General features: G+C 73.2%; 11 protein-coding genes. 8 read left to right on the forward strand and 3 right to left on the reverse strand.

Features of this window, described 5'->3' with window-relative positions:
- Nucleotides 1-127: 127 nt before the first annotated feature.
- The 4 genes from ABZ861_RS02245 (at nucleotide 128) to ABZ861_RS02260 (ending at nucleotide 2837) form a co-directional block, all read left to right on the forward strand.
- A complete protein-coding gene (locus ABZ861_RS02245) occupies nucleotides 128-1738 on the forward strand; it encodes an acyl-CoA carboxylase subunit beta (RefSeq protein WP_361622180.1) in 1611 nt (536 codons plus the stop codon).
- Between the two features lie 22 nt (nucleotides 1739-1760).
- Nucleotides 1761-1970, forward strand: a complete 210-nt coding sequence (locus ABZ861_RS02250; protein ID WP_361622183.1) for an acyl-CoA carboxylase epsilon subunit — start codon at nucleotides 1761-1763, stop codon at nucleotides 1968-1970.
- 82 nt (nucleotides 1971-2052) lie between these two features.
- Complete coding sequence (locus tag ABZ861_RS02255; RefSeq protein WP_361622186.1) at nucleotides 2053-2181, forward strand: hypothetical protein; 129 nt, start codon at nucleotides 2053-2055, stop codon at nucleotides 2179-2181.
- Between the two features lie 32 nt (nucleotides 2182-2213).
- The gene (locus ABZ861_RS02260) at nucleotides 2214-2837 is read left to right on the forward strand and encodes a nucleoside triphosphate pyrophosphatase (RefSeq protein ID WP_361622189.1); all 624 of its coding nucleotides are present in this window, start codon (nucleotides 2214-2216) and stop codon (nucleotides 2835-2837) included.
- A gap of 33 nt (nucleotides 2838-2870) precedes the next feature.
- Here the strand turns inward: ABZ861_RS02260 and ABZ861_RS02265 are convergent, their stop codons facing one another.
- Complete coding sequence (locus tag ABZ861_RS02265) at nucleotides 2871-3470, reverse strand: hypothetical protein (RefSeq protein ID WP_361622192.1); 600 nt, start codon at nucleotides 3468-3470, stop codon at nucleotides 2871-2873.
- A 375-nt stretch (nucleotides 3471-3845) separates the two neighbouring features.
- Between ABZ861_RS02265 and ABZ861_RS02270 the strand changes: the two genes are divergently transcribed.
- Entirely contained in the window at nucleotides 3846-5618 is a 1773-nt protein-coding gene (locus tag ABZ861_RS02270) for a biotin carboxylase N-terminal domain-containing protein (RefSeq protein ID WP_361622195.1), read from the forward strand.
- A 339-nt stretch (nucleotides 5619-5957) separates the two neighbouring features.
- On the opposite strand, the gene ABZ861_RS02275 is transcribed toward ABZ861_RS02270, so the two are convergent.
- Together ABZ861_RS02275 and ABZ861_RS02280 are read right to left on the reverse strand one after the other, a co-directional pair.
- Nucleotides 5958-6911: a DeoR/GlpR family DNA-binding transcription regulator gene (locus tag ABZ861_RS02275; protein WP_361622198.1), complete on the reverse strand. Its 954-nt coding sequence runs from the start codon at nucleotides 6909-6911 to the stop codon at nucleotides 5958-5960.
- A 166-nt stretch (nucleotides 6912-7077) separates the two neighbouring features.
- The gene (locus ABZ861_RS02280) at nucleotides 7078-8526 is read right to left on the reverse strand and encodes an NAD(P)H-quinone dehydrogenase (RefSeq protein WP_361622201.1); all 1449 of its coding nucleotides are present in this window, start codon (nucleotides 8524-8526) and stop codon (nucleotides 7078-7080) included.
- Between the two features lie 103 nt (nucleotides 8527-8629).
- Between ABZ861_RS02280 and ABZ861_RS02285 the strand changes: the two genes are divergently transcribed.
- The 3 genes from ABZ861_RS02285 to ABZ861_RS02295 all read left to right on the forward strand — a co-directional run bounded on the left by ABZ861_RS02285 (nucleotide 8630) and on the right by ABZ861_RS02295 (nucleotide 12263).
- Nucleotides 8630-9067: a gamma-glutamylcyclotransferase gene (locus ABZ861_RS02285; RefSeq protein ID WP_361622204.1), complete on the forward strand. Its 438-nt coding sequence runs from the start codon at nucleotides 8630-8632 to the stop codon at nucleotides 9065-9067.
- A 101-nt stretch (nucleotides 9068-9168) separates the two neighbouring features.
- Nucleotides 9169-9993 carry a purine-nucleoside phosphorylase gene (locus tag ABZ861_RS02290; RefSeq protein WP_361622207.1) on the forward strand — a complete coding sequence of 275 codons (825 nt, stop codon included), beginning with the start codon at nucleotides 9169-9171 and terminating at the stop codon, nucleotides 9991-9993.
- 623 nt (nucleotides 9994-10616) lie between these two features.
- Nucleotides 10617-12263, forward strand: a complete 1647-nt coding sequence (locus tag ABZ861_RS02295) for a phospho-sugar mutase (protein ID WP_361622210.1) — start codon at nucleotides 10617-10619, stop codon at nucleotides 12261-12263.
- Nucleotides 12264-12653: the final 390 nt, after the last annotated feature.

Consider the following 12653-nt stretch of genomic DNA (forward strand, 5'->3'; position numbering starts at 1 on the left):
TGCATCTCGCGGCGTCATGCAAGTAACCCTAGGTGTGGTAAACACCGCACTGCCGAACCGAGTGCCCCCCACTACGCTACGGATGAGTAACCGTCCCCCTTTTGAGCAGGCAGGGAGCCGCATCCCGATGTCCGAGCCGGAAGAGCGTCACGAGATCCAAGGGATCGACATCCATACGACCGCGGGGAAGCTCGCGGATCTCCAGCGGCGCATCGAGGAAGCGACGCACGCCGGCTCCGCACGCGCTGTGGAGAAGCAGCACGCGAAGGGCAAGCTCACCGCCCGCGAACGCATCGAACTGCTTCTCGACGAGGACTCGTTCGTGGAACTGGACGAGTTCGCCCGGCACCGCTCCACCAGCTTCGGCCTGGAAGCCGACCGCCCCTACGGCGACGGCGTGGTCACCGGCTACGGCACCGTCGACGGCCGGCCCGTCGCCGTGTTCTCCCAGGACTTCACCGTCTTCGGCGGGGCGCTGGGCGAGGTCTACGGCCAGAAGATCGTCAAGGTGATGGACTTCGCCCTGAAGACCGGCTGCCCGATCATCGGCATCAACGACTCCGGCGGCGCCCGCATCCAGGAAGGCGTCGCCTCGTTGGGCGCCTACGGCGAGATCTTCCGCCGCAACACCCATGCCTCCGGCGTGATCCCGCAGATCAGCCTGGTGCTCGGCCCCTGCGCCGGCGGCGCCGTCTACTCCCCCGCCATCACCGACTTCACCGTGATGGTCGACCAGACCAGCCACATGTTCATCACCGGCCCCGACGTCATCAAGACCGTCACCGGCGAGGACGTCGGCTTCGAGGAGCTCGGCGGCGCCCGCACCCACAACACCGCCTCCGGCGTCGCCCACCACATGGCCGGCGACGAGAAGGACGCCGTCGACTACGTCAAGCAGTTGCTGTCGTACCTGCCGTCCAACAACCTCTCCGAGCCCCCGGTCTTCCCCGAGGAGGCCGACCTCGCCCTCACCGACGAGGACCGCGAGCTGGACACGCTCGTCCCGGACAGCGCCAACCAGCCGTACGACATGCACACGGTGATCGAACACGTCCTGGACGACGCCGAGTTCTTCGAGACGCAGGCGCTGTACGCGCCGAACATCCTCACCGGGTTCGGCCGGGTCGAGGGCCGCCCGGTCGGCGTCGTCGCCAACCAGCCGATGCAGTTCGCCGGCTGCCTGGACATCACCGCCAGCGAGAAGGCCGCCCGCTTCGTGCGCACCTGCGACGCCTTCAACGTCCCGGTGCTCACCTTCGTCGACGTCCCCGGCTTCCTGCCCGGCGTCGACCAGGAGCACGACGGCATCATCCGCCGCGGCGCCAAGCTGATCTACGCCTACGCCGAGGCCACCGTCCCGCTGATCACCGTCATCACCCGCAAGGCGTTCGGCGGCGCCTACGACGTGATGGGCTCCAAGCACCTGGGCGCCGACCTCAACCTCGCCTGGCCCACCGCCCAGATCGCCGTCATGGGCGCCCAGGGCGCCGTCAACATCCTGCACCGCCGCACCCTCGCCGAGGCCGGTGACGCCGACAGCACGGAGGCCGCCCGCGCCCGCCTCGTCCGGGACTACGAGGACACCCTCCTCAACCCGTACACCGCGGCCGAGCGCGGCTACCTGGACGCCGTCGTCATGCCCTCCGAGACCCGCCGCCACGTCGTCCGCGGCCTGCGCCAGTTGCGCACCAAACGCGAGTCCCTGCCCCCGAAGAAGCACGGCAACATCCCCCTGTGACCCCACGACCCCGGGAGACCACATGACGATCAAGGTCGTACGCGGAAACCCCACCCCGGAGGAGCTGGCCGCCGCCCTGGCGGTGGTCAGGGCGCGCGCCGCGGCGGCGACCGGCCAGCCGTCCGGCGCGCCCGCTCCGCAGGACTCCTGGGCGGACCCGTCCCGCATCGCCGGCCGCCTCGTGCCGCGTCCGGGCCCCACGTCCTGGGCGCGCACCTACTGGCCCGGCTGAGCCCGCCGCGCGCCGTCGGGTCCGGCCGACTTGAGTACGCGTACTCAGGCGCCGGACCCGGCGGCGGCCGGACCATCGAGGCATGCTGTGGTCCGACCCGGAGAACGAGCCGCCGAAGGAACTGCGCGACACGCAGGCGATGCTGCGCCGCCTCGGCGTCCTCATGGCGCTGGCCATGGTGCTGACGATGCTCGTGATCGGGACGAGATGAGCCCGGCGGGCGGGCCTGGATACGCTGACCGCATGACAGACCAGCCGCGCCGCCGTCTCGTGCTCGCCTCCCAGTCCCCCGCCCGGCTCGGGCTGCTCCGGCAGGCCGGGCTGGACCCCGAGGTCATCGTGAGCGGGGTCGACGAGGACGCGCTCTCCGCCCCCACCCCCGCCGAGCTGGCGCTCGCGCTCGCCGAGGCGAAGGCGTCCGTCGTGGCGGCCCGGCCCGAGGTGCTCGGCGCCCTGGTGATCGGCTGCGACTCCGTGCTCGACCTGGACGGCCGGGCGCTCGGCAAGCCCGCGGACGCCGAGGAGGCCGTCGGCCGCTGGAAGGCGATGCGCGGCCGGGCGGGCACCCTCCAGACGGGGCACTGCGTGTGGGACACGGCGAGCGGGCGGCACGTCTCGGCCACCGCCTCCACGGTGGTCCACTTCGGCGAGCCGACGGACGAGGAGGTCGCCGCCTACGTCGCCTCCGGGGAGCCGCTGAACGTCGCCGGGGCCTTCACCCTGGACGGCCGATCGGCGCCCTTCATCGACGGCATCGACGGCGACCACGGCAACGTCATCGGCATCAGCCTGCCCTTGGTCCGCCGGCTGCTGGCGGAGCTGGGCGTCGGGATCACCGCCTTGTGGACGCCGGGCGCCGGCGCCTGAGCGGCCCCGGCCGTCGGGCGGCGCCGGACCCCGTCAGGCGGCGCCTGACCCGGGCTCGGGGGCCGCGGGAGGGACCGGAGCGGGCTCGCCGCCCCCGGGGCCGCCCTTGTCCCCCGGCGCCGCGCCTCCCGGCCTCGTGTCTTCAGGCGCCACGCCGCCCGGCCTCGTGTCCCCTGGCGCCGCGCCTCCCGGCCCCGCGGCCCGCGGCCCGTCGGCGGCGCCCGCGGCGCCTCGGGACGCCTCTCCGCGGTCGTAGGTCATCAGCAGCAGCACGATGAGCGCCAGGACGACGACCATGAACAGGAACGCCTTCCAGCCCACCAGCCCCCAGGCGAACGCGGCCAGCAGCCCGTGCACCACCGCCGCGCTGATCAGCAGGATCCGCCCGAGACCGGCCGGACGGCGGCCGCGCACCGCGACGAGCAGGGCGACCAGACCGCACAGGGCGAAGTAAAGGCCGACGACCAGCCCGCCGATCTTCGACGAGGTCGCCATGACGTTCGGGTCCAGCCCGGCCAGGGACATCCGCTGCCGGTGGACGACCTCGCCCAGGAACCAGTTCAGCGCCGCGAAACCGACCGCCTCGGCGAAGAGCACGACCGCCACGATCCACGCCACCGGTCTGCGCAGCACCGGCTCCACCCACTTTCGCCTGCCGCTCCACCGCGGAGCCCTGTTACCGCGAGTACCGTCCGGACGACATGAACGCTACTCACGGGTAAAGCGGGGGACAAGACTCGTGCCCGCGGCAAAGAATCATTGGGCCATTCGTAGGGACTCCACAAAGAAACGAAGTGGCCCGCAGCACGGTTTTACAGAGACCTTGACCACACCGGAGGGCTAGGGTTTCCCAGGGGAGCCCTGCGTACCGAGGTGCGACAAGGGCTTTCGCGGTATGGGCGAGCCTCGCATCACGCTCCGTGTGGGCAAGCTCACCAGTGGGGACGGGTCGAAGTGCCGTGTCGGCAGTCCCTAAACTCGGCTTGTTTCAAGGAGGGAGCCTCAATCGTGCGCAAGGTGCTCATCGCCAACCGTGGCGAAATCGCTGTCCGCGTGGCCCGAGCCTGCCGGGACGCCGGGATCGCGAGCGTGGCCGTCTACGCCGACCCGGACCGTGACGCTCTACACGTCCGCGCCGCGGATGAGGCGTTCGCCCTGGGCGGTGACACACCCGCCGCCAGCTACCTGGACATCGACAAAGTCCTCAAGGCCGCCAAGGAGGCCGGCGCGGACGCCGTCCACCCGGGCTACGGCTTCCTGTCGGAGAACGCCGAGTTCGCCCAGGCCGTCCTGGACGCCGGGCTGACCTGGATCGGCCCGCCGCCGCAGGCCATCCGCGACCTGGGGGACAAGGTCGCCGCCCGGCACATCGCCCAGCGCGCCGGGGCGCCTCTCGTCGCCGGCACCTCCGACCCCGTCTCCGGCGCGGACGAGGTCGTCGCCTTCGCCGAGGAGCACGGCCTGCCCATCGCCATCAAGGCCGCCTTCGGCGGCGGCGGCCGCGGCCTGAAGGTCGCCCGGACCCTCGACGAGGTCCCCGAGCTGTACGACTCCGCGGTACGCGAGGCCGTCGCCGCCTTCGGCCGCGGCGAGTGCTTCGTCGAGCGCTACCTCGACCGGCCCCGCCACGTCGAGACGCAGTGCCTGGCCGACAAGCACGGCAACGTCGTGGTGGTCTCCACCCGCGACTGCTCCCTCCAGCGCCGCCACCAGAAGCTCGTCGAGGAGGCCCCCGCGCCCTTCCTCAGCGACGAGCAGGTCGCCGAGCTGTACCGCGCCTCCAAGGCCATCCTGAAGGAGGCCGCGTACGAGGGCGCCGGCACCTGCGAGTTCCTGGTCGGCCAGGACGGCACCATCTCCTTCCTGGAGGTGAACACCCGCCTCCAGGTCGAGCACCCGGTGACCGAGGAGGTCGCCGGCGTCGACCTCGTCCGCGAGATGTTCCGCATCGCCGACGGCGAGGCACTCGGCTACGACGACCCGCCGCTGCGCGGTCACTCCTTCGAGTTCCGCATCAACGGCGAGGACCCGGGCCGCAACTTCCTGCCCGCCCCCGGCACCGTCACCCGCTTCGACGCGCCCTCCGGGCCCGGCGTCCGCCTCGACGCGGGCGTGGAGGCCGGCGCGGTGATCGGCCCCGCCTGGGACTCGCTGCTGGCCAAGCTCGTGGTCACCGGCCGCACCCGCGCCGAGGCCCTCCAGCGCGCCTCCCGCGCGCTGGAGGAGTTCCAGGTCGAGGGCATGGCCACGGCCATCCCGTTCCACCGCAAGGTCGTCACCGACCCGGCCTTCGCGCCCGAACTCACCGGCTCCACGGACCCGTTCACCGTCCACACCCGCTGGATCGAGACCGAGTTCGCCAACGACATCCCCCCGTTCACCGCTGCCGCGGACGCGGAAGGGGACGAGGAGACCGGCCGGGAGACGGTCGTCGTCGAGGTCGGCGGCAAGCGCCTGGAGGTCTCCCTGCCCTCCTCCCTGGGCATGTCACTGGCCCGCACCGGCCTGGCCGCCGGGGCCCGCCCCAAGCGCCGCGCCGCCCGCAAGTCCGGCCCCGCCGCGTCCGGCGACACGCTCGCGTCGCCCATGCAGGGCACCATCGTCAAGATCGCGGTGGAGGACGGCCAGGAGGTCAAGGAAGGCGACCTGATCGTCGTCCTGGAGGCCATGAAGATGGAGCAGCCGCTCAACGCGCACAAGGACGGCACCGTCAAGGGCCTGAACGCTGCCGTCGGCGCCTCCGTCACGTCCGGCGCGACGATCTGCGACATCGCCGACTGACACCCGCACGCACCGAGCAGTGCCCCGCACGGCACTGCTCTCACGGCGAGGCGCCCGGCGGACCGCGCACAGCGGAACCGCCGGGCGCCTCGCCGTGCGGCGCCTCGCTGTTGAGCGCATAGCCGTCGGGCGCTTGGCCGTCAGGCGCTTGGCCGTCAGGCGCTTGGCCGTCAGGCGCTTGGCCGTCAGGCGCCAGGGCGATCGTCCGCCCGTCCGGCACCGAGCCGAAGGGGAGAGCCCGGAGGCGGCCCCGCCCACGTCTCAGCGCCCGCGTCTCAGCGCCGACGTCTCACCGCCCGCGCCTCACCGCCCGCATCTGACCCGCCCTCCTCTCACCCCTCACCGCCTGCGGAGGTCGGCCACCCGGGCCGACCGCTCCGCCCCCGTCGGCTGCTCGGCGCCGAGCGGAGTGGAGCGCAGGGCGGCGGCCGGGCCGCGGCGCGGGCTGGGAAGGGAGACGTCACGCCGACGGTCGCCGCGGGCCGGGGGCTGGTCTCCCGCCTGATTTCCCGGCGAGCCCGCCACGGCGATCTGGACGCCCTGGTCCGCGAGGGCCTGCAACTCGGCGCCCGCGCGGTCGTCGTGCGGCGGGGGATCGTCCGTGACCAGACGCGTGACGAGTTCGGTCGGCACCGTCTGGAACATCGTGTCCGCGCCGAGCTTGGTGTGGTCCGCGAGGACCACCACCTCGGCCGCGGCCTGTACGAGGGCGCGGTCGACGGAGGCGGAGAGCATGTTGGACGTGGACAGCCCCCGTTCGGCGGTCAGACCGCTGCCGGAGAGGAACGCCTTCGACACGCGCAGGCCGTGCAGCGACTGCTCGGCGCCGGACCCGACGAGGGCGTAGTTGGAGCCCCGGAGCGTGCCGCCGGTCATCACCACCTCGACGCGGTTGGCGTGGGCCAGCGCCTGGGCGACCAGGAGCGAGTTGGTGACGACCGTCAGGCCGGGCACCCGGGCGAGCCGGCGGGCCAGCTCCTGGGTGGTGGTCCCGGCGCCCACGACGATCGCCTCGCCCTCTTCGACGAGGGAGGCGGCGAGGTCGGCGATGGCCGTCTTCTCCGCCGTCGCGAGGTGCGACTTCTGCGGGAAGCCGGACTCCCGGGTGAACCCGCCCGGCAGTACCGCACCGCCGTGCCGGCGGTCGAGGAGTCCTTCGGCCTCCAGCGCGCGCACGTCCCGCCGTACGGTCACTTCGGAGGTCTGGACGACGCGGGCGAGTTCACGGAGCGACACCGCGCCGTTGGCTCGCACCATTTCGAGGATCAGTTGGCGACGTTCAGCAGCGAACACGGAACTGACAGTAACCCCGACGACCGTCTGGTTTCAGCAGTTTGCGCCGAATAACAGAAGTTGTTCGCAGGAGAGGGAAGCCAGTGGTATAGGACGTGATCCCGGCGACTATGCCAGCCGCACGGCCCGCGACTCCCCGTGACCGGCGGGGAGCCGGATCCGGACATCAGCCCCCGTCGGCCGTCTTGCGCGTGTGGAGCTGCCGGGCCACCTCGGCGATCGACCCCGAAAGAGAGGGGTACACGGTGAACGCCTTCGCGATCTGTTCGACCGTCAGATTGTTGTCGACGGCGATCGAGATGGGGTGGATGAGTTCCGAGGCGCGCGGCGCCACGACCACGCCGCCGACCACGATGCCGGTGCCCGGACGGCAGAATATCTTCACGAAGCCGTCCCGGATGCCCTGCATCTTCGCGCGCGGGTTGCGCAGCAGCGGCAGCTTCACGCAGCGGGCGTCGATCTTGCCGGCGTCGACGTCGGCCTGGCTGTAGCCGACGGTGGCGATCTCGGGGTCGGTGAAGACGTTGGAGGAGACCGTCTTGAGGTTCAGCGGGGCCACCGCGTCGCCGAGGAAGTGGTACATCGCGATGCGCCCCTGCATCGCCGCGACGGACGCCAGGGCGAAGACGCCGGTCACGTCGCCGGCCGCGTACACGCCCGGCGCCGTCGTCCGCGACACCTTGTCGGTCCAGATGTGACCGGAGTCGCGCAGCTTCACGCCGGCGCCCTCCAGGCCGAGGCCGGCGCTGTTGGGGATGGCGCCCACGGCCATCAGGCAGTGCGAGCCCTCGATGACCCGGCCGTCGGCCAGCGTCACCTCCACCCGGTCGCCGACCCGCTTGGCCGCGGCGGCGCGGGAGCGGGCCATCACGTTCATGCCGCGGCGGCGGAAGACGTCCTCCAGCACGGCCGCCGCGTCCGGGTCCTCGCCCGGCAGCACCCGGTCCCGGGAGGACACCAGGGTGACCTTCGAGCCCAGCGCCTGGTAGGCGCCCGCGAACTCGGCGCCGGTCACGCCGGACCCGACCACGATCAGCTCTTCGGGCAGCTCGGTGAGGTCGTAGACCTGGGTCCAGTTCAGGATGCGCTCGCCGTCGGGCTGGGCGTCGGGCAGCTCGCGCGGGTGGCCGCCGGTGGCGATGAGCACGGCGTCGGCGGTGAGGGTCTCCTCGGTGCCGTCGGCCGCGGCGACGACGACCTTCCGCGAGCCGTCCAGGGCCTGCATGCCGTCCAGCCGCCCGCGCCCGCGCAGGACCCGCGCTCCGGCGCGCGTCACCGACGCGGTGATGTCGTGCGACTGGGCGAGCGCCAGGCGCTTCACCCGCCGGTTCACCTTGCCCAGGTCGACGCCCACCACCCGGGCGTCCTGCTCCAGGGGCGGGGTGTCGTCGGCGACGATGATCCCCAGCTCCTGGTAGGAGGAGTCGAAGGTGGTCATCACCTCGGCGGTGGCGATGAGGGTCTTGGACGGCACGCAGTCGGTGAGGACCGACGCGCCGCCCAGGCCGTCGCAGTCGACGACGGTCACCTCCGCGCCGAGCTGAGCGGCGACCAGCGCCGCTTCGTATCCGCCGGGTCCGCCACCGATGATCACGATCCGAGTCACGTACTCCATTGTCCCGCACGCCCGGGGGTGCCACGGCCCGGGGGCGCGGCGGGGCCCGGGGCGGCGCCCGCCGGACGGGTGGACCACGCGCCCCTGCCGTACCCTTCGACCCATGTCGCTCTACGCCGCGTACGCCGGCAATCTCGACGCGCGGCTGATGTCCCGCCGCGCCCCGCACTCGCCGCTGCGCGCCACGGGCTGGCTGAACGGCTGGCGGCTGACCTTCGGCGGCGAGCACATGGGCTGGGACGGGGCGCTGGCGACGCTGGTCGAGGACCCGATCTCCCAGGTCTTCGTGGCGCTGTACGACCTGGCCCCGCCGGACGAGGAGTCCCTGGACCGCTGGGAGGGCGTCGGCCTGGACGTCTACCGGCGCATGCGGGTGCGCGCGCACACCCTGGACGGCGAGGAACGGGCCTGGGCGTACGTCCTCAACGGCTACGAGGGCGGCCTCCCCTCGGCCCGCTACCTGGGCGAGCTGGCGGACGCGGCGGAGTCCGCGGGCGCCCCGCACGACTACGTGATGGAGCTGCGCAAGCGGCCCTGCTGAGCCGCCGGACCGGCCCCGGCCGGAAACGACAAGACAACGATCGCCAGCCCGCGCTCTCCGTGGTCTACGCGCGTAGGCGAATTACGGCTACGCTCATCCGCGTGAACGCATCTCTTCTTCCGGACGACCTCCAGGGCGACCCGCACGCCGTCGCCGACGCCGCCGCCGCGCGGCTGCGCGAACTGACGGGCGCGCAGACGCACGACGTCGCCCTCGTGATGGGCTCCGGCTGGGCCCCGGCCGTCGACGCCCTGGGCGCGCCCGAGGCCGAGTTCGAGGTCACCGAGCTGCCCGGCTTCCCGGCGCCGGCGGTGGAGGGCCACGGCGGCACGGTCCGTTCGTACGCGGTGGGCGCCAAGCGCGCCCTGGTCTTCCTCGGCCGCACGCACTACTACGAGGGCCGCGGCGTGGCCGCCGTCGCCCACGGCGTGCGGAGCGCGGTCGCGGCCGGCTGCAAGACGATCGTGCTGACCAACGGCTGCGGCGGCCTGCGCGAGGGCATGCGTCCGGGCCAGCCGGTCCTGATCAGCGACCACATCAACCTGACCGCCGCCTCCCCGATCGTCGGCGCCAACTTCGTGGACCTGACCGACCTGTACTCGCCGCGGCTGCGCGCCCTGTGCAAGGAGGTCGACCCGACCCTGGAGGAGGGCGTCTACGCCCAGTTCCCCGGCCCGCACTACGAGACGCCTGCCGAGATCCGCATGGCCCGCGTGCTCGGCGCGGACCTGGTGGGCATGTCCACGGTCCTGGAGGCGATCGCCGCCCGCGAGGCCGGCGCGGAGATCCTGGGCATCTCCCTGGTCACCAACCTGGCTGCCGGCATGACCGGCGCCCCTCTGAACCACGAGGAGGTCCTCCAGGCAGGCCGCGACAGCGCCACCCGCATGGGCGCCCTGCTCACCGAGGTCCTGGACCGCATCTGACCCACCCCCAAGCGCCCCCCAAAGACACACGGAGAACCAGCCGAAGCCCCCCCCCGAACGCACACCCCAGCGCACGGCGAGACAGCCAAAAGCGCACGGAAGCGGCCCCCAACCCCCTGCGGACCAGCCGGAAGCCCACCGCATGGGGGAATGCGGGAGGACGCACGGCGGGTCACCCGATAGACCACGGAACGGGGAAGGGCACACGGCGGGTCACCCGAAAGACCACCGTATGGGGGGGGGAGGGCGCACGGCGAGACAGCCGAAAGCCCCCCGCATGGGGAAACGGGGGAGGACGCACGGCGGATCAGCCGGAAGACCACGGAAGCGGGCCGTGGGGGGTGCGTCCAAGGGCCGCCGCGTACTGCGGTCTCCGCCAAGGTGACCACACTCCTCCGGGCCGTATGTCCGTGTGCGGCGGCCCGGACGCACCCCCCACGGCCCGCGCCCCACGACGCACGCCCCCCGCACCAGCGGGCACAGGCACAGGCGCAGCCCCCGCACTAGCGGGCACAGGCACAGGCGCAGCCCCCGCACTAGCGGGCACAGGCACAGGCGCCGCACCCCCCGCCCCGCTCCTCCCCCACCGACCGACCGACCGATCACGAGAGGCAGACGCAAACGTGCACGACGACCTCATGGCACGGGCCAAGGCGTGGCTGGCCGAGGACCCCGACGCGGACACCCGCGCCGAACTCGCCGCCCTCATCGACGCGGATGCGAAGGAGGAGATCGCCGCACGCTTCGCAGGCACCCTCCAGTTCGGCACCGCCGGCCTGCGCGGCGAACTCGGCGCCGGCCCGATGCGGATGAACCGCGCCGTGGTCATCCGGGCCGCCGCCGGGCTGACGGCGTACCTGAAGAAGCACGGCGCCCCGCACGGCGACGGCCCGGCCGGCCTGGTCGTCATCGGCTACGACGCCCGCCACAAGTCCGCCGACTTCGCCCGCGACACCGCCGCCGTCGTGACCGGCGCGGGCCTGCGCGCGGCGGTCCTTCCGCGACCGCTGCCCACCCCGGTCCTCGCCTTCGCGATCCGGCACTTGGGCGCGGTGGCGGGCGTGGAGGTCACCGCCAGCCACAACCCGCCGAGGGACAACGGCTACAAGGTCTACCTGGGCGACGGCTCCCAGATCGTGCCGCCCGCCGACGCGGAGATCGCGGCGGAGATCGCCGCGATCGACGCGCTGGCGGACGTCCCCCGGCCGGCGTCGGGCTGGGAGACGCTGGACGACGACGTCCTCGGCGCCTACCTCGCCCGTACGGACGCCGTCCTCGCCGAGGGCTCCCCGCGCACGGCCCGCACGGTGTACACGGCGATGCACGGCGTCGGCAGGGACACTTTGCTGGCCGCGTTCGCCCGCGCCGGCTTCCCCGCCCCGGCGCTGGTCGCCGCGCAGGCGGATCCGGACCCGGACTTCCCGACCGTCGCGTTCCCCAACCCGGAGGAGCCGGGCGCGATGGACCTGGCTTTCGCGCTGGCCCGGGAGACCGATCCCGACCTGGTGATCGCGAACGACCCGGACGCGGACCGCTGCGCGGTGGCGGTGAAGGACGGCGCGGACTGGCGGATGCTGCGCGGCGACGAGGTCGGCGCGCTGCTCGCCGCGCACCTGGTCTCGCGCGGCGCGCGCGGCGCGTTCGCGGAGTCGATCGTCTCCTCCTCCCTCCTCGGTCGGATCGCCCGCGCGGCGGGCCTCCCGCACGAAGAGACCCTGACGGGCTTCAAGTGGATCGCCCGCGTCGAGGGCCTGCGCTACGGCTACGAGGAGGCCCTCGGCTACTGCGTGGACCCGGACGGCGTGCGCGACAAGGACGGCGTCACGGCGGCGCTGCTGGTGACCGAGCTGGCCTCGCGGCTCAAGGAGGAGGGCCGCACGCTGCTCGACCTCCTCGACGATCTCGCCGTCGAGCACGGGCTGCACGCGACCGATCAGCTCTCGGTGCGCGTCGAGGACTTGTCGGTGATCGCGGACGCGATGCGCCGCCTGCGCGAGCGGCCCCCGGCCGAGCTGGCGGGGCTGCCGGTCGTCAAGGCGGAGGACTTGGCGCAGGGCACGGAGGCGCTGCCGCCGACCGACGGCCTGCGCTACACCCTCGACGGCGCCAGGGTGATCGTCCGCCCGTCCGGCACCGAGCCGAAGCTGAAGTGCTACCTGGAGGCCGTGGTCCCGGCCCCGACCCACGCGGACCTCCCGGCGGCCCGGGAGCGGGCGGCGACCCTGCTGGCAGCGCTGAAGCGGGACTTGGCGACGGCCGCGGGCCTCTGAAGCCACCCGCACCGACGGGCGACGGGCGACGGGCGGCAGACGACAGCCGCCCTCACCCTCGGAGCATCACCCCAGCCCACACCCTCGGCGCACCGCTCCAGCCCACGCCCCCGGAGCCACCGCCCCACCCCAGCCCACACGCCCGGGGCTTGAGGCACCGCGCCCCAGCCCACACCCCAGGAGCACCGCCTTGGCCCACGTCGGCCCGCCGCGGTCGCCCAACCCACACGCCCGGAGCGGTGCGCCCCAGCCCACAGGCTCGGTGCACCGCCCCAGTCCACACTCCCGGAGCACCGCCCCAGCCCAAACCGGCCGCAGCAGGCGCCCCAGCCCACACGCCCGGGACTAGGGGCACCTCGCCCCTGCTCACACGCCCAGGGCTCGGGGCAC

This window comes from Streptomyces sp. NPDC046985, from assembly GCF_040644415.1.
In the GTDB taxonomy this organism is placed as follows: domain Bacteria; phylum Actinomycetota; class Actinomycetes; order Streptomycetales; family Streptomycetaceae; genus Streptomyces.